We start from the raw sequence: 19,684 nt of genomic DNA, 5'->3' as shown, positions 1-19,684 counted from the left end.
CATAAGGGCAAAAACAAGGGAAAAGGATACATATTTTGAGGTTGGCATAGCGCAAAGCCTTGAAAACTGGGGAAACTTATGGAAAAAGCTTACAAACTGGAAGTTGTATATATCCACCGCTTAGGAGTGAGTTCATCAAGAGTAACTATTTCCTCTGCTTCAAAATCCATCAGTATTTCAAAAAAGTCAAAAATTATTTTTGCCGTATGATACAGGTGTGTTAAAGTATGTCTTTTTTTACTTCAAAACAACTTTTCAATCAAAATAGTGTGAATACAGATAGAAAAAAGGCCAAAAGGAAGCTGCCGCTTCACGATTTTTTAATCGTTAATGCGACAGCCCTTTATTTCCTTTTGTGAATACGGAGTATTTTATAACTATCTTGTTGCGGAGAGGACAAAGTAGCATACTTGCACTGCTTTTCCTGACTTTTTCTCAAAGGCGATAAAAGGCTGAAGAAGCGTCAGATATTGATCTTCGCATACCGCCCCTTTAGAAGCGCCACCAGTTCCGCGTATTTTTCCCGGCTGAGCAGTATCTCTCCCTCATAGTCTTTAAAACGAATCGTATAAATTTTTGCGTCATTGTCCGCCCGGACCGCCGCCACCTGGGACAGATTGACGATGAAGGATTGATAACAGCGATAGAACCCACAGCCCTCCAGCATCTCTTCCAGTTGATTCATGGTGTACCCCAGCAGGGAGATCTCCTGCCCGTCAGTGGTGACGATGTGGTTCTTCCGGTTACTGCGTTCAATAAAAAGAATATCGCTGAGCCGGGTTAATTGATAGCCGCTGCGGGTCTTAATCATGATACTGCGGTTAGATACCTCCCGCTTCGCCTGCTGGAGATCGAACACGTAGCGCAGCCGATTAACCAGCGATTGGAGCGCCAAGGGATCAAAGGGTGTCAGCAGATACCCGGCGCATTGGCAGCGGAAGGCATTGAACGCCCATTCCTCTGAGCCGGAATAGACCACCACCTGAATATGGGGATGGCTCTGCCCCAAAACGGCAGCCAAATATTCCCCCACGCCGGTGGTGCGGGGATCGGCTGGCTGATGGTTGGCAAATATGACGTCTACATCATTGGACTGGACGAACGCGACGGCCTCCGTAGAATTCTGCGCCGTCCCGACCACCCGGAAGCATTGGAAAGCATGCAGCATGACTGCCAGTTCGCCTCGCAGATTCTGGTCGCTTTCCACCAACAGGACTTTCATCTCCATGATCCGCCCCTCCCCGCTTTTTATTCTGCCTGACCAACAGCCCGGAACGCCTGCTCCAATGCCTTGGAATCGCCCTCATAGAAGTCCAGTAGCAGCGCAAAAGGCCCGTTGGGGACTGGGTTCATGATGCTTCCGGCTCCGTAGAAGTCAATGAACCCCTCTGACTTCAAACTCTTGTAAGAGGTCTCCTCCATGCTGCCCTCTTTCAGGTTGTCCACATCCCACCAATAAAATTCAGCGCCGTTGGAAACCTTCACAGCGATGGTGCATAAGCCATCCGCCGACAGGGTGGTCAGGTTGGTTGTTTCTATGAGACCCTGCCCCTCCAACTCCGCCAGGACCTCATCCATGGTCATATCCCAGATGGGGGCATCGGGGTCCTCCCCTTCGCCTATGAGCTGGGCGGGTGGGACGAACTCCGGCGATGCTGCCACATAGGCCAGCACCGCACCGAAGCCCAACACCAGCAGGATGGAAAAAAAGATGGTAAAGCGTTTCATCGGCTAACCTCCTCTCCCGCCAGGGTGTAGCCCTGGAGTTGCAAATAGGCGCGGTAAGTGGGACTGGTTCCCAGCAGCTCCTTATGGTTGCCCGCCGCTTCCAGGGACCCCTCGTTGAGAACGATGATATGATCCGCTTCCATTACTGATCGCATGTCGTGGGCAACCACTACGATGGTTCGGTTCTTCATGTGTTCCCGGACGGTGCGGAAGATGGTCATGTCGCTCTTGTGGTCCAGACTGGCCCCGGCTTCATCCATCAGCAGGTAATCCGGGTTGGACATCAGCATCCGGGCAATAGCCACTCGCTGGCGCTGCCCGCCGGAGAGCAGTGCCCCACCCATGCCCACATCGGAATCATATCCCTGGGGCAGCTGGCGGATAAAACCGTCCGCGTCCGCCAGCCTTGCGGCCCCGGCAATAGCTTCATCTGATATTTCCCCTGTTGCACCATAGGCTATATTATCACGGACAGAACCGGAGAACAAGGGGTTATGCTGGAGGACACAGCCGAACCGACGGCGCAGCTGTGCCAGCTTCACCTCATCCACAGCGGCTTTCCCCAACCATACCCGGCCGCTGTCCGGCGAGTAGATGCCCTGGAGCAGCTTGAGCAGTGTGGACTTGCCGGAGCCGTTGCTGCCGATAATGGCGGTGGTTTTCCCAGCGGGGATGGTAAGGCTCAGATCGTGAAGCACCGGCTGCTGGGGAACATACCCGAAGCTGACCCGGTCCAGTACGATATCCTGCTCCGGCTGGCTCTCTGGCAGGTCGTACCCGTCCTCCAGATCCTCCTCCGGCCCCTCCTGGAGAACGCCCACGTACTGCATAGCGCCCTGTGTGCCCTTGAGGGTCTGGTAGTGAGTCAGGACCTCCGCCTGATACTGGTCCACCCTTCCCTTATAGGTGGTAAAGTCATTGATCCCCGTATCCGGCATCTGGCCCTTGCGGATCATGTCGGAACCGAACAGAGCGATGACAATACTGCCGATGGAGGTATACAGCGTATTGGAGAACACCTGCAAAACCTCCATAAAGGCGTAATAGACATCCGCCCGGTACCGTTCGTCAATGGCCCGCAGCCCTGCCTCTGTTTCCATATCCTCTATAGCCTGTGCCTTGACGTGCTTGGCGGCGGAAATATGCTCGGAGAAGAACTCCGTCATGGTATTCAGGCTCTCGTACCGCCGCAGCATCATACGGTACTGCAACTGGCCCACCAGGGCGAACACGCCGATGGCCAGAGGAACCAGCAGCAGCATATAGGCGGAGAGCTTCGCATTGAACCGCGCCATTTCCACGCAGCAGCGGACAAAGCCATAAACAGAAGCCACAGTGGAGAAGATCATATGGATCACCGTGCTGGCCTGGGTAATATCGTTGACCACGCCGGAGATCAGGGACGAGGGCTGGCGCCGCTCCACCTCCCGCATGGGAAGGTGGAGGATCTTGTCCCACAGCAGTTTCCTGGCCCGGAGGGTAACCTTCTGGATGCCGTACTCGCCGCAAATATTGCTTCCCATGGAGATGGCGGCATTGAGAACGGTCAGCAGGGCATAGCCGATAATAACGCTGTTGTAAAGCTCGCCCTTATTGATCCGGATAACATACTTGGAGATTGCCAGAAAGACCTCAGTGTTGATGAGACTGAACGCCAGGGAGGCAATAAAGAGCCACCAGGGGATGGGGAAGCGGGTATAGAATGTGATATAGGAGCGGAAAGAGAATTTTTCCTTTTTCTGCTCCCTACCCTTGCCGTTGTGCATCATATCAGCGCTCCTCCTCTCCGTTTTCCATCATTTCCCGGCAGAATGGGTCGGAAGCCAGGACTTCATCCCGTTCCCCGGAGGACTGCACCCTGCCGTCCCGGAGGACGATCAGATAGTCCGCGTTGCGTATGGTTTGGGCGTCATGCGCCACATAGACCACGGTCTTTCCCGCCATAACCTGCCGGATGCTGGCCCATACGCCCGCCTTGCCGTCGATGTCCATAGCGGCGGTAGCCTCATCCAACAGCAGGCAGTCCGGCTTTTTCAGCAGGGCGTGGGCCACGGAAAACCGCTGTCGCTGCCCGCCGGAGAGACTGGCGCCGCTCTCGCCCACCGGGGCGTCGTATCCCATAGGCTGGCAGCGGACATAGTCCAGGATGCCCACGGCGGCGCAGGCCTCGTCCAGCTCTTCATCCGATGGGATCCGGCCCAGGCCGTGGAGCAGATTGTCCCGGATGGTTCCGGCGTACATGACGCTCTCCTGGGTCACGTATCCCAAAGCGCGGCGGAAACTTGCCAGGGAATACTCCGACGTATCCTTTCCTCCAATCTGTACCGCCCCGCCGTCCAGGGGATAGAGACGGTCGATCAGGTTCAGGAGCGTCGTCTTCCCAGACCCGGATGGCCCGACGACGGCGGTGATCCGTCCTGCGGGAATATCCAGATCCAACCCCTGGAACAGCGGCTTGGCACCGAAGGAGAAATCTACCTTTTCAAAATGGATTCCTCCGGTGGGAGAGCCCATAGTATCTCCCACACCCAAATCCTCGGAATGCTCTGCCATAATCTGGCTCACCCGATCCACCGCCCCCTGGGCGCACTTGAAGGAGGTCCAGTAGCCGCAGTAACCGCTTAGGATGCTGGTGAGCTGGACGGCGAAGCCGTAATAGGCGATCCATTCTGTCAGGCTCAGCGTGCCAGAGGCATAATAACCCCTGCCTACCAGGATAATAACGATAGTTTGCAGCACCCCGGCAATAGCCTGGATAGGCACTGCCAGGCCGGTAATCCAGATGTTCATCCCAGCGGCGCGGTAGCTTGCCTTCATTCGTTCTTCCCCGGTACCGGATTCCTTTGTTTCGGTGCCCATGGACTTGATGAGCATCAGGTTATTGGTCCGCTCCGCTATGGAGGCCGTCAGCTCGGCATTGCGGCGGTTAATGAGATCCTGCACGCCGAATTGCAGCCTGCCCAGGATAAAGCTGATAAGGATATTCACCGGCAGCGCCACCACCAGGGACCACATCAAAGCTCCATCATAGCTGGAAACCTTCAGGAGAATGACGAAGCTGGCATAGGCGGTGGTGAATATGGGGATGAACACCTTCATAACCAGATTACTGATGCTGGAAATATCGGTAGTGATACGGCTGAGCAGTTCCTTAGGGTTATTATTTTCATAGAACCACAGGGGCAGGCTCACCGTCTTGCGCCAGACCATCCGGCGCAGATTCCGGTCCATGCGGGCTTCACAGAGGTTATTGATGAGTCCGGAAACAGAACTCAGAACCAAGGAAAGGATCTGATAGAAAAAGTAAGGCAGCACCACAGCGGTCAGACCCACGTTTCCGGCGAAGAGGGCGGCGCTGTATTCAGTAGTGTTAACGCCCACCTTGGCAATGACGGCGCTGGCTGCCAGGTAGCCGATGATCCATAGGTAGGGCAAATCCGCCTTGCCCAGCATGGAGAAGAAGCGGCGGAAGTTGCCGTAATTTTTTCGAAAAATTGCGTTTGTTTCCATTGGTTTCTCCTTCCTCGTATATACTTTTCAGAGAAACGCCCCTGCCCCATCCCACAAAGGACAGGGTAGGGGCGTTCATATGTTCTTACTTCCCGGAAAGCCCTTGGAAATCAGCCATGACGGCATCTTTCTGGGCGTACCCATCCCCAAAGGCGATGGCGAAGCTGCCGTTATGGGCAGCGGTTTCCAGGACGGCAGCGCCGCCCATATAGACGACCGTGCCGCCGTTCATGGCAAGGTTCTGGAAACAGTTGGTATACGCTTCGGAGGGAGCAGCAGCGTCCCACCACATCAGCCACAGCCCGTCATAATCCTGGGCCTTGTCAGCAAAGGGGGCGAAGGGGATCTCCCCGTCGGTGTTGTCCGTGAGATAGCCCTCGGTAGTGAGCATGTCCACCGGAGAGGAATCCTTGGAAATATAGCCCTTAGCAGTCAGGTATTCCACCATTTCATCATATGTACAGGTTTCCGGGTCAACGGCCTTTGCGCCGCCGCAGGCGGTTAGGCCGCATAAGAGAACAAGCGCCAACAGGGCGCAGAGGGTACGTTTTGCAGCGTATTTCATGGAATAAGTCCTCCCTTTTATAAGTAAATGTATCATATCACATTCGCAGCCCCTGGAAAAGGGTGCGTGTCGATTTTGTCCGAAAAGGCGATTGATCTGTCTGTATTACGCATACATGTACTGGGCAATCACATCCTTCACCGCCTGGGGCTGCATCACGCCCACATGGCTGTCAACCAGCTTGCCGTCCTTATAGAAGTGGATGGTGGGAACGGCGGTAATGCCGTACTCCTCCGCAATTTCCGGGTTCTCGGTGGTGTTGAGTTTGACGATGTTCAGGAATGGGATCTCCGCCTCGATGTCCTCCAGGATTTTGGAAAACAGCTTGCAGGGGACGCAGGTGGTGCCATAAAAATCGGCAATCACGAAATCTTCGCTGATTAGCTCCTTGAAATTGCTCTTGTCTGCGTTTTGAATCGACATGATGGGTTCCTCCTTTAATAAAATTTTCTGATGTATTCTTTCAGTACCGTATAGGCGTGTCCGGCGTATTCGTTGAAGATAAAGCTGTCATAGGGGTTGGCTTCCCGGGCGTTCTCCTCGGAGACGTGCCAGGATCTGACATAGTCCGCGATAAATTCCCTATACTCCGCTTCCCTCACCCGGAAGCCGTCGTTTTCGGCATACCGGCAGCCCAGCAGATAGCGGCAGAGCTTGTCCCAACCGTCGTATTGCAGCATGGCCACCAGCTCGTGGTAGCTCTTCACCGGAATGCGCCCCTTGAACTGCTCCGGGGTCATCTTCTCCAGGACCATGCCCTCCTGGCGGCACAGCTTCCGGCAGCGGTCCAGCTCCCGGTTGATGGCTTCCGCCCAGTCCTCCCGGTTCAGGACAAATTCCGAGCCATTGATGACCTCCCGCATAAGGTGGTTCAGCGCATCGTAGGAATCCTCCTGGAATGCGGCCGCCTTCTGCTGCTCCAAAAGATACGTCCGGTACGCCGCAACGGTGTGCACACCCTCCAGCCCCAGCTTCTCCACCATTTCATCCCTGGGTTCCGGTACCACGCGGTTCATCACGCCCGTCAGCGTAAGGGAGACTTTGCCTTCCGGCAGGATGGTCTCCCTGGTTTCGCCCACCTCCATGCCGATGGACATATCCTCCAGATCCTTGTGGAACATGCTGCTCCCGGCTACGAACCGGACCTTCTCCTTCTGGAATCGGGGGCAGTCCGATGCCAGTCGGCACACCACCTGATCTCCGGGAGAAACCGTTGTACCGTTCTCCCAGCGGATATACGGGTTGGTCAGCCGCCGCAGCTCTGCTTCCAACGCCTCCCCGTCCAGTACGAAGGGCTTTAACAGGGACTTCACATCTACTTCCCGGTAGTCCTTTACCCGCAATACTCTTGATTTCATGCTACACCTCCAGTTTTTTCAGATATTCCAATGCGCTGTGCAAAGCCACGTTGCCCTCTCCCACCGCTTTCGCGTACTGATAGGGCCGTCCCGTGCAGTCCCCGGCGGCGAAGCATCCCGGCAGATTGGTTCGCTGCTGCCGATCCGCCTGGATATGCCCGCCCTCCGCCTTCAGTCCCGGTAGCAGCGCCGCCGGGGCCACGCAGGAGCGCAGGCAGAAAATCCCGTCCGCCGCCACCGTCTCCCCGCTACAGGTGATGCCCGTGGCGTGATCCTCTCCCAGGATTTCCGTGGGATAGCCCACGGTGTGCCGTACGTTGTCCCGGCGGATGCCGCAGTCCTTATAACTGGTGCAGAGGAACACTTTCGCAGCAAGGCCCGCCAAAAACTCAATTTCCTCCTCCAGGCCCGGATCCGTGCAGACCACGGCGATCCGCTTGCCCCTGTACAGTTCCCCGTCGCAGGTAGCGCAATAGCTGACGCCCTTTCCCAGCAGGCGGCTCTCGCCGGGGATTTCCCGGCTGTTGGATACGCCTGCGGCAAGGATAACGGTTCTGCCGTCATACATTTTGTCGTTGACCACGGCGGTATAATATCCACCCATGTCATAAATCGAATTGACCCGTTCTTCCCGAATTTCGATACCAAGCCCGTCAATCTGGCGCAGGAAGACATCGCACATTTCCGATCCGGTGACTGACGGAAGCCCCGGATAATTCATGACGCGCTCGGCTTTGGCAATCTTAGGGCTCAGCACCCTGGAGCCAAACCAGAGGAAATCCAGGTTCCGTGCTTTTGCACTCAGTGCGGCGGAAATACCAGCAGGTCCGCTGCCGATAATAAGCAGATCGTACATATGACGCACCCCTCCCAAAATTTTTCTGAATGTAACCATATCATTTTTTTCGAGAAAATCAACGCCATTTGTTTATTCCGACCCGGAAACAGTTTATTCTGTACTAATGCTGATACCCTGCCCTTTTTTGCCGGAACCGACATGAAAGGGACGGAACTTTAGCGAATGAGACAGAATTGTCGGAGAAATGGACAGAATGAACCAGCCGCCTTGCGGCGGCTGGAAAAACATTTATAATGGTGACACCCAAACAGAAAAAGGAAGCTATTATTATAAGGAGGCCATTATGGAAAAGAACAGTATCCTTTCAGATTTTATTGTCCTCAACCGACAGCGCATCAAGGAACTGGAAGCGGATCTCTGGCAGATGGAGCACCAAAAATCCGGTGCAAGGCTGGTCTGGCTGGAACGGGAGGAGGAGAACAAGACCTTTGCCATTGCTTTCCAGACCCAGCCCTGGGACGACACGGGCGTATTCCACATTCTGGAGCATTCAGTTCTGTGCGGCTCGGAGCGCTATCCGGTAAAGGAACCGTTTGTGGAGCTGATGAAAAGCTCCCTGAACACCTTCCTCAACGCCATGACCTTCCCGGACAGGACAATCTATCCGGTATCCAGCCGGAACAGCCAGGATTTTATGAATCTCCTGCGGGTCTATATGGATGCGGTACTGCACCCGCTGCTCCATTCCAAGCCGGAGATTTTCGGCCAGGAGGGCTGGCATTACGAGATGGACGAAGGCGGCGCACTTTCCATTAAGGGCGTAGTGTTCAATGAGATGAAGGGAGCCTTCTTTGCACCGGACACCCTTCTGGAGCGAGAAGTAACCCAGCTTTTGTTCCCGGACGCCTGCTACCGCTTTGTTGCCGGCGGCGACCCGGAACATATCCCGGAGCTCACCTATGAAACCTTTGCCGCCGCCCATAGCCGTCTCTACCACCCGTCCAATGCCTACATATTCTTGGACGGCCGCATCGACATTGCCCAGATTCTTGCGATCCTGGACGAAGAATATCTTTCCGCTTACGACCGCCGTCCCACACCAGAAGCAATTCCGCTACAAAAGCCCATAGAAGCGGGCATGACCACCATTTACTACGAGCTGTCCCCTCAGGAATCCCCGGAGGGACGCGCCCGGCTGGCGGATGGGTATGCAGCCTGTACCTTCCGGGACCGTGAAACTCTGACGGCGCTGCAAGCGTTATCGGACGTGCTCTGCGGGGACAACCAGGCACCGCTGAAGCGACGTCTTCTGGAAAGCAGCCTTGCCCGGGACGTCCGCATGGAGATTTGCGGCGGTGTCCAGCAGCCCTGGTTCACGCTGGAAGCCCGGGACATTGCCGAAAACAAGGCGGACGAGGTATCCGCCGCCCTCTGGGAGGAGCTGGAGCGGCTGTCCCGGGAAGGACTGGACCATCAGAGGATCCTTGCGGTACTGGACAATCTGGAATTCGAAGCCCGACAGCGGGATTACGGCCAGATGCCCCAAGGGATCATGCTTGGCTCCCAGGTATTGGAGAGCTGGCTCTACGGCGGCGATCCAGCGGCAAATCTCAGCGTCGGCACACTTTTCGACGTTCTGCGGAAGAAATGTGAAGCGGGCTATTTTGAGGAGCTGCTGAAGGGGCTCATTTTAGAGAATCCCCATCATTGCCGGGTTCTGATGCTGCCCTCCCACACCATCGGGCAGGAGCGCCAGGCCCAGGAGACAGCCCGTCTCAGCGCCATCCAATCCGGCTGGAGTGCCGAAGAAACCGTTGGTATCCGCCGATTTCAGGAGGTAATCGCCGTCTGGCAGAATACGCCGGACACGCCGGAACAGCTGGCAGCCATTCCCAGACTGCATCTTGACCAGGTTCCGACGGAACCGGAAAAGCTTCCCTTGTCGGAGGAAACCACCGCCCACATGACGCTTCTGCGCCACGATTTGCCCACCAGCGGGATCACCTATTGCAATCTCTATTTTTCGCTGGATGATCTGACTCCAAACGAGCTGACCAAAGCGGCTTTCATGGCCCAATTATTCGGCCACCTGGATACGGAGAGGTACGCGCTGGCAGATCTCAGCCGGGAGATGCGCTCCCTGTTCGGGGACATCCGGTTTATAATTGAAGCATACGGTCCGCAGAACGCCCCGGACCGCTGCCGGACGTTCCTGTGCGTCTCATGCAGCGCCCTGGACGCGAAGCTGGAAAAAGCCCTGTCATTTCTGACAGAGCTTTTGACGGGGCAGCAGTGGGAAAATTCCGAGCAGATGCTGGTATTCCTGCGCCAGCAGCGAGCGGCCATGGCGGAACAGATGGTCATGGCGGGTCACAATGCCGCTATGTCCAGAGTCCTGGCCTGCTCCACCGCCGAAGGCGCTGTGCAGGAGCAGGCATCAGGCATTACCTTTCTCCGGTGGCTGACGGAGCTGGAGCAGGACTTCCCCGCTCGATTCACAGCCCTGGCGGAAGACTTGAAAGCCCTGTCCCGGCGCGTTTTCTGCTGCGTCCGCATGACAATCAGCGTCACCGCCGGGGATAAATCGTCCGCCGAAACCGCCGCCCGTCTTCTGTCGTCCAGTCTGCCGGAAGGGAGTTTCGTCCTGCCGTGCATGGCATCCATCCTGCCCAGGGAACCCCGGCGGGAGGGAATTGTGATTCCCTCCGGCGTATCCTACGCGGCTCTGGGCGGCCTTTTCCAGGAGGCCGGACGGGGCGCGGCAAAGGTCATGGGCCATACAGTCTCCCTGGCCCATCTGTGGAACACGGTGCGGGTCCAGGGCGGGGCGTATGGCACAGGAATGGTCCTGCGGGATACTGGCTTTGCGGGATTTTTCTCCTACCGGGACCCCAGCGCTGCCCGGACCATAGACTGTTACCGAGCCTCCGCTGACTTCCTGCGAGGCATTGGGGATATGGATCTGACTGGCATGATTACCGGCACAGTGGCGGAATCCGATCCGCTCCTGACGCCCCGCATGAAGGGCAAAGTCTCCGACGCCCTCTATTGGCGGCGGATCAGCCATGAGGACCGCTGCCGCGTCCGCCGCGAGATGCTTTCCACCGTGCCGGATGACCTGGCATCCCTGGCAGACCCTGTGGAAGAGTTGGCGGCGCGGGGGAGCATCTGCATCCTCGGCTCCCGGCAGCAGGTAGACGCCTGCGCCGGGTGGCTGGACAATATAATGGTGCTTTGATATGGGAAAGATAGGTTATTCAACGAGACGTTTCAAAAAAATGGCGGAAGTTTGCTCCGCGATCCTGGCCGGAAACATGCTGCTGGGATTTGCCGTGGCGGCGTTCATCCTGCCCAGCGGTGCGATTATGGGCGGCGCTACCGGCATTGGGATTGTCCTTGGTAAGGTAATCCCGCTGGACACCGCAGGAATCGTTTTGGGTGTAAACCTGATGGCGTTGGCGTTAGGCTGGGCGGTGCTGGGGTGGCGGTTCGTTCTGGCCACCATTGCCAGCTCGCTGCTCTACCCCTTTTTTCTGGGTGCGGCGCAGCGGATACCGGGCATTGACCGACTGACAGAAGACCCTCTGCTGGCGGCCCTGCTGGGCGGCGGAATGGTAGGGATCGCCGTAGGGCTGGTTATGCGGGTAGGCTCCTCCACCGGCGGAACGGACGTGGTCAATCTCGTGCTGCATAAATGGATCCATATCCCGGTTTCCGTGGCGGTCTATCTGACAGACATTGTCATCATGGGTGCGCAGGCCTTGTTTTCCGATCCGGAGCAGATCTTATACGGCGTTGTCCTGCTGGTAGTGGAAACGATCGCGCTGGACCGGGTGATGCTCCTGGGGCAGTCCCAGATACAGATTTTTGTAGTTTCCGGCAAATACGAGGAAATCCGGCAGAAATGCCTGACGGATCTGCAAGCGGGAACCACCATGGTTCAGATTGAGACCGGCAGGACCAGGACGCCCCAGCGCGGCGTGCTGTGCGTGATCCCGCCCCGGAAGCTGTATGCCGCGCAGTCGCTGGTCCAATCCATTGACCCCAATGCGTTTTTGACCATCACGCAGATCAAGGAGGTTCGGGGGCAGGGCTTTTCCAGGGAGCGGATTTATGTGGAATCCCCCGAACGGCACAATCAACCATAACAGGAAGAAAAGAGGAAAAATTATGCTGACAGTTGAAAAGAAAAAGGCGTATCTCTCCATTTTAAGTGAGGAACTGGTTCCCGCAACGGGATGCACGGAGCCGATTGCCCTGGCCTATGCCGCAGCCCGGCTCCGGGACATCCTGGGCGTCTGGCCAGAAAGGATACGGACGGAGGTTTCCGGCAATATTATTAAAAATGTGAAAAGTGTTGTTGTCCCCAACTCCGGAGGGTTGAAGGGCATCCGTGCGGCCATAGCGGCGGGCGTTGCAGCCGGTGACGCGGAAAGAATCCTACAAGTCATTTCCGATGTCCCGGCGGAGCGGCACGAAGCCATCGCGGCCTATTCTCAGAATACTTCTATTGAGATTGTCTGCGCCGATACTCCCCGGATGCTGGACATCCGGCTGACCGGCTGGGCCGGGGAGCATTCTGCATCTATACACATCGCCAACAGCCACAGCAATATCGTCCGGGAGGAACGGGACGGCGAGGTTCTGTTGGAAAAGCCGGTCACAGATTCCGCCGAGGACAATCTGACGGATAAGAGCGTGCTGAATGTAGCAGATATTCTGGAGTTTGCGGATACAGCGGATTTGGAGGATGCCATACCGCTGCTGCGACGTCAGATCGACTGCAACACGGCCATCGCGGAGGAGGGGCTGCAAAATGACTGGGGCGCCAATATCGGCTCCATGCTGCTGGCGGAGTATCCCAGGGACATCAAGACCGAAGCGAAAGCATGGGCCGCCGCCGGGAGCGATGCCCGGATGAGCGGATGTGATCTGCCAGTAGTGATCCTCTCCGGTTCCGGCAACCAGGGAATTACCGCTTCCGTGCCGGTGGTGCGGTACGCCAGGCATCTGGGGGTAAGTCAGGAGAAGCTGTACCGGGCGCTGATGGTCAGCGATTTGGTCACGATTCACCAGAAAAGCGGCATAGGCCGTCTCTCGGCCTACTGCGGCGCGGTCAGCGCGGGCGTCGGGGCAGGGGCAGGAATCGCTTATCTGCTGGACGGCAGTTACGAAGCCATTGCGCACACGATCGTCAACGCTGTGGCAATTATCAGCGGTACAATCTGCGATGGTGCAAAGCCGTCATGCGCCGCCAAAATTGCCGCCAGCGTGGATGCGGGGATCCTTGGCTATTTCATGTATAAAAATCATCAGGAGTTCAAGAGTGGAGACGGCATCGTGACCAAAGGTGTGGATGACACCATTGCGAATGTCGGCATTTTAGCGCAGCAGGGAATGCGGCAGACAGATCAGACAATATTGTCCATCATGACCGAACGGTGTAAATGATAGGAGACAAACCTCTATGCGGCAATATCTGTCTGGAATGCAACGTATTTCAAAATTTGCCGGTATCTCTTTATGGCATACTGTTGCTGGCAAGAGCGCCATTAAGAAATCCAAAGGTTAGCAAAAATATCCGAATTTCTGATTTTTCAGCCATTCCAGGTTCTATGTCTCCGCTGGCTTTGCGCCAAAACTACTGCTAATACAGGAGTTTGAAATAAATATGCTTCTCGCTCAACTTGCCTAATACCTGCATCATTTGCCCGGTATACGCAGCATCGTTTGTGGTGAGAAACTGCTCCAAATCCTCGCAAGCCTGCTGGAGCAATGGCGCCCACTTCGTACAGTCCATCTCCAAATGCTCATCAGACTTTCAAGATAAGAAGGAACCTCTGTGTGATCATGGAATGTAGGCCGGATTTTGCGGACATTCAAAATAAAAAAGAATGTGGAGGTAACAGACAATGGCAAAGACGATTTTTGAGGAACTGGGCGGCAGATACGAGCGATAAGGCGATTATTTAATACCGTGCTTAACTGTACCCGCCAAAGAAGAACAGCCGATAGGCACATGGGGACAACGGTATCTGGACTATCTGAAGCATTACCGCAGGGTTACATACACTAATCTTTTAACAAGCGGCAAACTTAACGCCTATCTTGCCAATATTGACAGACAGGCGCAGGAACGCTCCCACAGGCTCATAGAGGGAATGAAACAGGCACAGGTTAACGGAACAGCTAAAGGAAGAAAACGCCTTAGAATGGACAGGACGGCCAGGTAACATAAGGGCTTGTGCGAGGGAGATTGTGAACGAAGAAATCATTTTCGTATAGGCAGTCAGCGGCAGAGACTAAAAGCTCTGTCGCTTTTCTTTTCGGAAAGTTCATATTTGAGTGATTGATATAATTCGTTTAAACGGCTATAATGTATATACAGTACACAGCAGGAGGTAAAAAATGTTTGAATATATGACTGCACAGGAAGCCGCAGAAAAATGGAATGTATCACTTCGGTGGGTACAACGGTTATGTAAGGAAAACCGTATTGATGGCGCGATGAATATCAATCGTGTATGGCTTATTCCCAAAGTGGCAAAAAAGCCCGTTGATAAACGGAGAAAGGTAACGAATTATGAAGAATAGAATTTTATTATTAGAAGATGATGTAAGTTTGATAGACGGACTGCAATATTCGCTAAAGAAAAATGGCTTTGATGTCGATTTTGTCCGTTCTGTGCAGGAAACTTTGACTTATTTACCAGAGATACAAAAATACGATATGCTCATTCTTGATGTCACATTGCCAGACGGAACAGGTTTTGAGATATGTGAAAAGGTGCGACAGAACGGAAGCCAGATACCAATTATTTTTCTGACAGCTTCCGATGAAGAAGTCAGCATTATCCGTGGTCTGGATTGCGGCGGTGATGACTACATAACAAAGCCGTTTAAGTTGGGCGAGCTATGTTCACGCATCCGAGCGTTGCTGCGGCGGGCAGGATTGTCAAATCAAGGGACAGGAACAGTTATGGAATGTGGCGATATTAAGATAGACCTTTTAGGCAGCCGTGTCTTGTTAAAGGGAAAGACATTAGAGCTTACAGCCGCAGAATACCGTTTAATATGCCTGTTGGTAAAGAATGCAAACCGTATCATAACAAGAGATATTATTTTAGACGAGCTCTGGGACAGCACAGGAGATTATGTAGACAACAACACCCTTTCCGTCTATGTGCGGCGGCTGCGTGAAAAAGTAGAAACAGACCCATCACATCCAGAGCATTTATTGACAGTCCGAGGATTTGGCTATCAATGGAAAGAGGTGGACGAATGAGCCTATTACATGATAAGCGTAACCGTTGGTATTGCATTTTCATTGTTGTTCTTATTCCTCTGCTTTTTCTGATAAGCTTAACAGTGATAGACACGCAAACGGCGGCTGCAAAAGAAATGTTTCTAACACACGATAATGCGATTGCAACTTCTTTACTGGAAGAAGGAGTTTCAAAGGAAGTAATTGCAACAGCCTTAATGAATACGGATGCAGGCACTACAGGAAATAAGTTTTTAGCCGAGATTGGTCTTTCAAACAACACAGATATAGAAAATTTACCTTATGTTTCTGATGTTAAAAATTCAACACTGACATCCCTGTTTGTGATGTTATTACTATGGACGCTGCTTCTGTTTTTGGGTACAATGCTGTTTTTGTATCGCAGGGAAAGACTGTATAGGAAATCAGAAAACATCATTAAGGATTATATAGATGGAAACTATACTGTTCACCTGCCGCAATCCAATGAGGGAAATATTTATCAGCTCTTAGCTTCTGTTGACCAACTGGCTACTATGCTTCAAGCAAAAAATGATACGGAACAAAAGACAAAGGAGTTTCTTAAAAATGCAATTTCTGATATATCCCATCAATTAAAAACGCCCCTATCGGCACTCATGATGTATCAGGAAATTATTGAGAATGAGCCAGATAACCCCGAAACGGTCAGAGAATTTTCCTTTAAGATAGGAACTGCATTAAAGAGGATTGAGCAGCTTATTCAATCAATGCTGAAAATCACAAGAATAGATGCAGGCAGCATCTGTTTTGAAAAATCCAATTATAGTATCCCCAACATTCTCAATTACGCAATCAACGAATTGACAACACGGGCAGACAATGAAAAAAAAGAAATTGTGATAAATGGCGACTTGGAACAAATGCTTTACTGCGATATTGAGTGGACGGGCGAAGCCATTGGCAACATTGTCAAAAACGCACTTGACCATACAGATTCGGGAGGGAAAATCACTATATCGTGTGAGCGGACTCCCGCTATGATTCGGATATTAATTACAGATAACGGACATGGTATTGCCGGGGAGGATATACACCACATATTTAAGAGGTTTTACCGAAGTAAAAACACTTCAGACAGTCAAGGGATTGGACTTGGACTGCCATTAGCAAAGGCGATTGTTGAGGGACAAGGCGGTATTCTTTCTGTCCAAAGTGAGCGATTACAAGGAACAACCTTTACATTGTCTTTCCTTACAGAATCGTAAGCTCAAATTCATCTGCTTGTAAGGTCGAGGTGTTATCCTTTATCGGGAAAGGAGGTACTTAAATATATGGAAATATTGAAAGTACAAAAATTATGCAAAACATACGGAACGGGTGCGGTAAAGGTTGATGCCTTAAAAGATGTGTCCTTTTCTCTGGAAAAAGGAGAATTTGTTGCTGTCGTCGGTGAATCTGGCTCTGGAAAAAGCACGCTACTAAACTGCATCGGTGCATTGGATGTTCCTACTTCTGGCGTGATTACGATGGACGGAAATAATCTTTTTACAATGAAAGAAGAGGAACGCACGATTTTCAGAAGGAGAAATATCGGTTTTATTTTTCAGTCTTTTCAGCTTGTATCTGAATTGACGGTTGAACAGAATATAGTGTTTCCGCTTCTTTTGGATTACCGCAAACCGAAAGCCTCTGATGTAGAAGAAATATTAGAATTGCTTGGCTTAACAGACCGAAGAAACCATTTGCCAAGTCAGCTTTCTGGCGGTCAGCAGCAGCGTGTCGCTATTGGCAGGGCATTGATTACAAAACCAAAGTTGATTCTTGCGGACGAGCCGACAGGCAATCTGGATAGCAAAAATAGCCAGGATGTTATTGATTTGCTGACAAAAGCATCCAGACATTACCAACAGACAATTCTTATGATTACGCACAACAACAGTCTTACTTCTATGGTTGACCGTGTATTGCGTGTCATAGACGGCGTACTGACAGACTTGGGAGGTAATGCGAATGAAAAGTTATCTTGACCTTGTTCCTATTTCTGCAAAAGTACGCCGAAAGCAAAATAGTATGTCTATTATTTGTATTGTATTGGCGGTCTTTCTGGTAACAGCTATTTTCGGTATGGCAGATATGTTTATCAGAGGACAGATTTTGCAGGCACAGCAGGAAAATGGAAATTGGCATATTGGAATAAGAAACATAAGCGATGAAGATGCAAAGCTAATAGCTTCCCGCCCAGAGGTAGCTGCCGCAGCCGATTACGGAGTTTTTAATTATCGGGGTGGGCAAGGCTACACTTTGTCGGGGAAAAATGTAGCGGTATGCGGAAGCAATGAAAGTGCCGTTACTGAAATTTTTGCTGCATTGGATAAGGGCTCATTTCCTGCAAACGGAGACGAAGCACTGGTAACAAATAATGCAAAAAATATGCTGCATTTAGAAATTGGAGAACAAATTGTTATCACTATGCCTGATGGGAGCGAAAGAGCATACACAATATCGGGGTTTATGAATAACACGGTAGGAATTATGAGCAGAGACTCTTATGGTGTATGTTTGACAACGGAAAGTTTTCGTGCCATTTACCCAGATGGGACAAGCAGTAATCCTGCTGACTACACAATGCGCTTATTGAAATTTAAGAGTACCCGAAATATTCAGAGCAGCATAGCTGAGATTAAGCAGCAGTTTGGATTATCCGATGAGCAGGTGTCCGAAAACACAGAATTGCTTGGGCTGTTAGGACAGAGCAGCAATTCTTTTATGTTACAGGTATATGCTGTTGCTGCCATATTATTTATCCTTGTTCTGATTGCAGGCGTATTGATGATTACAAGCAGTATGAACAGCAATGTGGCACAAAGAACAGAGTTTTTTGGAATGGTGCGCTGCATAGGGACAACGCCGAAACAAGTTATGCGGTTAGTACGCAAAGAGGCTTTGAATTGGTGTCGCTTTGCGATTCCGCTTGGCGTTGCCGGTGGTATTGTATTGGTTTGGGTATTGTGTTTTATTTTACGGCAGCTTAGTCCAGAATTTTTTGGCGGTATGCCTGCTTTTAGCATAAGCTATCCAAGTGTTATAGCGGGTATTGTTGTCGGTCTGCTGACCGTTCTCCTTGCTGCCCGTTCTCCCGCTAAGAAAGCATCCAAAGTTTCTCCTTTGGCAGCGGTATTTGGAAACGCAAATGACCTGCAGCCTGTAAAAAAAGCGGCGAATACCAAATTTTTCAAGATAGAAACTTCTCTTGGCATTCATCATGCGAAAGCAAGCAAAAAGAATTTTATTTTAATGATTGGCTCTTTTTCGGTAAGTATTATTCTCTTTCTTGCATTTTCAGTGACAATTGATTTTATGAATCACACATTGACGCCTTTACAGCCATGGACTGCCGATATATCTGTTATCAGCCCAGAAAACACCTGCTCGGTAAAAGCTGAATATATTGAGGAATTGCGGCAAAATTCCGCCGTAAAAAATGCTTATGGGCGAATGTTCGCTTACAATGTTCCCGTAATCGTAAATGGTGAGGAAAAAGTTGTTGACCTTATTTCCTATGAAGATATGCAATTCGATTGGGCTAAGGATTATCTCTTGTCTGGCAGCTTGGAAAAAGCACAAAGTGAAAATAATACAGGACTTATCGTCTTTGATTCACAAAACAACATTGAGGCAGGCAATGTCATTACCTTAAATCTGAATGGAAGTCAGGCAGATTTGGAGATTGTCGGTGTGGTATCGCAATGTCCGTTTAGCAATAGCCCAGGGGTTGGAAAACTAATTTGTTCCGAAGATACCTTTCGGAAATTAACGGGAGAAACCGATTATACTATCATTGACATACAGTTATCTAAAAATGCAACAGAAAATGATGTCAGGGATATTCACAGTTTGGTAGGCTCACAGTACACTTTTTCTGATGAGCGAATGGGTAATAACAATACCCGTGGAGCTTACTATTGTTTTGGTCTTTTCATCTATGGATTTTTGGTACTGATTGCATTGATTACGCTATGCAATATTATAAATAGTATAGCCATGAGTGTAGCTGCAAAAATGAAGCAATACGGAGCTTTTCGAGCTATCGGATTAAGTAACAGGCAACTGGCTAAAATGATTGTTGCCGAAGCATCTGCTTACGCAATCGCAGGTATTATCTGCGGCAGCATTTTGGGAATCGTTTGTAACAAGATTTTATTTAGCAAACTTATAACCTATCACTGGGGCGATGCATGGAGTGTTCCCTTAGTTGAACTTGGTATCATTATTGTTGTTGTAGTCATTGCAGTAATTCTGGCAGTAAGAAATCCAATCAAGAAAATGAAAGATATATCCATTGTCGATACAATCAGTGCATCGTAAATAATAATTTTAATTAAACTATCATTCCCTACCAAAATCCCCATTTTACGCAATCTATCAAACCCATTACATCATCAAATCAACCATTTTCCCTTGTTTTTGCCCTCATAGGA

Annotated in this window: 17 protein-coding genes and 1 pseudogene; 9 read left to right on the top strand and 9 right to left on the bottom strand. The window is 51.5% G+C overall.

The window, feature by feature from the left end:
• Positions 1 to 463: 463 nt before the first annotated feature.
• The 8 genes from E5329_RS10250 to E5329_RS10215 all read right to left on the bottom strand — a co-directional run bounded on the left by E5329_RS10250 (position 464) and on the right by E5329_RS10215 (position 8,056).
• On the bottom strand, positions 464 to 1,228 hold the full coding sequence (locus E5329_RS10250; protein WP_016285613.1) for a LytR/AlgR family response regulator transcription factor: 765 nt from the start codon (positions 1,226 to 1,228) through the stop codon (positions 464 to 466).
• A 20-nt stretch (positions 1,229 to 1,248) separates the two neighbouring features.
• Entirely contained in the window at positions 1,249 to 1,728 is a 480-nt protein-coding gene (locus E5329_RS10245; RefSeq protein ID WP_135989450.1) for a hypothetical protein, read from the bottom strand.
• Positions 1,725 to 3,497: an ABC transporter ATP-binding protein gene (locus E5329_RS10240; protein WP_135989449.1), complete on the bottom strand. Its 1,773-nt coding sequence runs from the start codon at positions 3,495 to 3,497 to the stop codon at positions 1,725 to 1,727. Before E5329_RS10240 ends, E5329_RS10245 begins: the two co-directional genes overlap by 4 nt.
• A 1-nt stretch (position 3,498) precedes the next feature.
• Positions 3,499 to 5,238, bottom strand: coding sequence for an ABC transporter ATP-binding protein (locus tag E5329_RS10235; protein WP_135989448.1), 1,740 nt, complete (start codon positions 5,236 to 5,238; stop codon positions 3,499 to 3,501).
• A gap of 85 nt (positions 5,239 to 5,323) precedes the next feature.
• Entirely contained in the window at positions 5,324 to 5,839 is a 516-nt protein-coding gene (locus tag E5329_RS10230; protein ID WP_135989447.1) for a hypothetical protein, read from the bottom strand.
• 69 nt (positions 5,840 to 5,908) lie between these two features.
• On the bottom strand, positions 5,909 to 6,226 hold the full coding sequence (locus E5329_RS10225) for a thioredoxin family protein (RefSeq protein WP_016285618.1): 318 nt from the start codon (positions 6,224 to 6,226) through the stop codon (positions 5,909 to 5,911).
• Positions 6,227 to 6,240: 14 nt separating this feature from the next.
• A complete protein-coding gene (locus E5329_RS10220; RefSeq protein ID WP_135989446.1) occupies positions 6,241 to 7,161 on the bottom strand; it encodes a trigger factor in 921 nt (306 codons plus the stop codon).
• A 1-nt stretch (position 7,162) separates the two neighbouring features.
• A complete protein-coding gene (locus tag E5329_RS10215; RefSeq protein WP_275443165.1) occupies positions 7,163 to 8,056 on the bottom strand; it encodes an NAD(P)/FAD-dependent oxidoreductase in 894 nt (297 codons plus the stop codon).
• Positions 8,057 to 8,213: 157 nt separating this feature from the next.
• Here E5329_RS10215 and E5329_RS10210 point away from each other — a divergent pair, with 157 nt between their 5' ends.
• From E5329_RS10210 to E5329_RS10200, 3 genes are read left to right on the top strand one after another with little or no spacing between them, the layout of a single operon-like run.
• Entirely contained in the window at positions 8,214 to 11,198 is a 2,985-nt protein-coding gene (locus tag E5329_RS10210; RefSeq protein WP_168356577.1) for an insulinase family protein, read from the top strand.
• 1 nt (position 11,199) lies between these two features.
• Positions 11,200 to 12,108, top strand: a complete 909-nt coding sequence (locus tag E5329_RS10205) for a YitT family protein (RefSeq protein ID WP_275443164.1) — start codon at positions 11,200 to 11,202, stop codon at positions 12,106 to 12,108.
• Positions 12,109 to 12,130: 22 nt separating this feature from the next.
• Entirely contained in the window at positions 12,131 to 13,411 is a 1,281-nt protein-coding gene (locus tag E5329_RS10200) for an L-cysteine desulfidase family protein (protein ID WP_135989444.1), read from the top strand.
• A gap of 196 nt (positions 13,412 to 13,607) precedes the next feature.
• Here E5329_RS10200 and E5329_RS30590 read toward each other — a convergent pair whose 3' ends face one another.
• Positions 13,608 to 13,760 carry a hypothetical protein gene (locus E5329_RS30590; RefSeq protein WP_275443163.1) on the bottom strand — a complete coding sequence of 51 codons (153 nt, stop codon included), beginning with the start codon at positions 13,758 to 13,760 and terminating at the stop codon, positions 13,608 to 13,610.
• Between the two features lie 172 nt (positions 13,761 to 13,932).
• Between E5329_RS30590 and E5329_RS10190 the strand changes: the two are divergent.
• From E5329_RS10190 to E5329_RS10165, 6 genes and pseudogenes are all read left to right on the top strand, one after another.
• Positions 13,933 to 14,245: pseudogene (locus E5329_RS10190) on the top strand (TnpV protein).
• A gap of 123 nt (positions 14,246 to 14,368) precedes the next feature.
• A complete protein-coding gene (locus E5329_RS10185; protein WP_135989443.1) occupies positions 14,369 to 14,554 on the top strand; it encodes a helix-turn-helix domain-containing protein in 186 nt (61 codons plus the stop codon).
• Complete coding sequence (locus E5329_RS10180) at positions 14,544 to 15,245, top strand: response regulator transcription factor (RefSeq protein WP_135989442.1); 702 nt, start codon at positions 14,544 to 14,546, stop codon at positions 15,243 to 15,245. The genes E5329_RS10185 and E5329_RS10180 overlap by 11 nt, the downstream gene beginning before the upstream one ends.
• On the top strand, positions 15,242 to 16,471 hold the full coding sequence (locus E5329_RS10175) for a sensor histidine kinase (protein WP_135989441.1): 1,230 nt from the start codon (positions 15,242 to 15,244) through the stop codon (positions 16,469 to 16,471). The genes E5329_RS10180 and E5329_RS10175 overlap by 4 nt, the downstream gene beginning before the upstream one ends.
• Positions 16,472 to 16,537: 66 nt before the next feature.
• A complete protein-coding gene (locus tag E5329_RS10170) occupies positions 16,538 to 17,233 on the top strand; it encodes an ABC transporter ATP-binding protein (RefSeq protein ID WP_135989440.1) in 696 nt (231 codons plus the stop codon).
• Positions 17,217 to 19,571, top strand: a complete 2,355-nt coding sequence (locus E5329_RS10165) for an ABC transporter permease (protein ID WP_135989439.1) — start codon at positions 17,217 to 17,219, stop codon at positions 19,569 to 19,571. Before E5329_RS10170 ends, E5329_RS10165 begins: the two co-directional genes overlap by 17 nt.
• Positions 19,572 to 19,684 lie beyond the last annotated feature (113 nt).

The organism is Petralouisia muris, assembly GCF_004793545.1.
Lineage (GTDB): Bacteria > Bacillota > Clostridia > Lachnospirales > Lachnospiraceae > Petralouisia > Petralouisia muris.
The sequence above is the reverse complement of the archived record's forward strand: the minus strand, read 5'-3'. Positions and strand labels throughout refer to the sequence as shown.

What these genes read in the sequence shown, in the direction of transcription:
- E5329_RS10250 (WP_016285613.1), bottom strand. Translation starts at nt 1,228, where the DNA reads ATGGAGATGAAAGTCCTGTTGGTGGAAAGCGACCAGAATCTGCGAGGC.
- E5329_RS10245 (WP_135989450.1), bottom strand. Translation starts at nt 1,728, where the DNA reads ATGAAACGCTTTACCATCTTTTTTTCCATCCTGCTGGTGTTGGGCTTC.
- E5329_RS10240 (WP_135989449.1), bottom strand. Translation starts at nt 3,497, where the DNA reads ATGATGCACAACGGCAAGGGTAGGGAGCAGAAAAAGGAAAAATTCTCT.
- E5329_RS10235 (WP_135989448.1), bottom strand. Translation starts at nt 5,238, where the DNA reads ATGGAAACAAACGCAATTTTTCGAAAAAATTACGGCAACTTCCGCCGC.
- E5329_RS10230 (WP_135989447.1), bottom strand. Translation starts at nt 5,839, where the DNA reads ATGATACATTTACTTATAAAAGGGAGGACTTATTCCATGAAATACGCT.
- E5329_RS10225 (WP_016285618.1), bottom strand. Translation starts at nt 6,226, where the DNA reads ATGTCGATTCAAAACGCAGACAAGAGCAATTTCAAGGAGCTAATCAGC.
- E5329_RS10220 (WP_135989446.1), bottom strand. Translation starts at nt 7,161, where the DNA reads ATGAAATCAAGAGTATTGCGGGTAAAGGACTACCGGGAAGTAGATGTG.
- E5329_RS10215 (WP_275443165.1), bottom strand. Translation starts at nt 8,056, where the DNA reads ATGGTTACATTCAGAAAAATTTTGGGAGGGGTGCGTCATATGTACGAT.
- E5329_RS10210 (WP_168356577.1), top strand. Translation starts at nt 8,214, where the DNA reads ATGAACCAGCCGCCTTGCGGCGGCTGGAAAAACATTTATAATGGTGAC.
- E5329_RS10205 (WP_275443164.1), top strand. Translation starts at nt 11,200, where the DNA reads ATGGGAAAGATAGGTTATTCAACGAGACGTTTCAAAAAAATGGCGGAA.
- E5329_RS10200 (WP_135989444.1), top strand. Translation starts at nt 12,131, where the DNA reads ATGCTGACAGTTGAAAAGAAAAAGGCGTATCTCTCCATTTTAAGTGAG.
- E5329_RS30590 (WP_275443163.1), bottom strand. Translation starts at nt 13,760, where the DNA reads ATGGACTGTACGAAGTGGGCGCCATTGCTCCAGCAGGCTTGCGAGGAT.
- E5329_RS10185 (WP_135989443.1), top strand. Translation starts at nt 14,369, where the DNA reads ATGTTTGAATATATGACTGCACAGGAAGCCGCAGAAAAATGGAATGTA.
- E5329_RS10180 (WP_135989442.1), top strand. Translation starts at nt 14,544, where the DNA reads ATGAAGAATAGAATTTTATTATTAGAAGATGATGTAAGTTTGATAGAC.
- E5329_RS10175 (WP_135989441.1), top strand. Translation starts at nt 15,242, where the DNA reads ATGAGCCTATTACATGATAAGCGTAACCGTTGGTATTGCATTTTCATT.
- E5329_RS10170 (WP_135989440.1), top strand. Translation starts at nt 16,538, where the DNA reads ATGGAAATATTGAAAGTACAAAAATTATGCAAAACATACGGAACGGGT.
- E5329_RS10165 (WP_135989439.1), top strand. Translation starts at nt 17,217, where the DNA reads ATGAAAAGTTATCTTGACCTTGTTCCTATTTCTGCAAAAGTACGCCGA.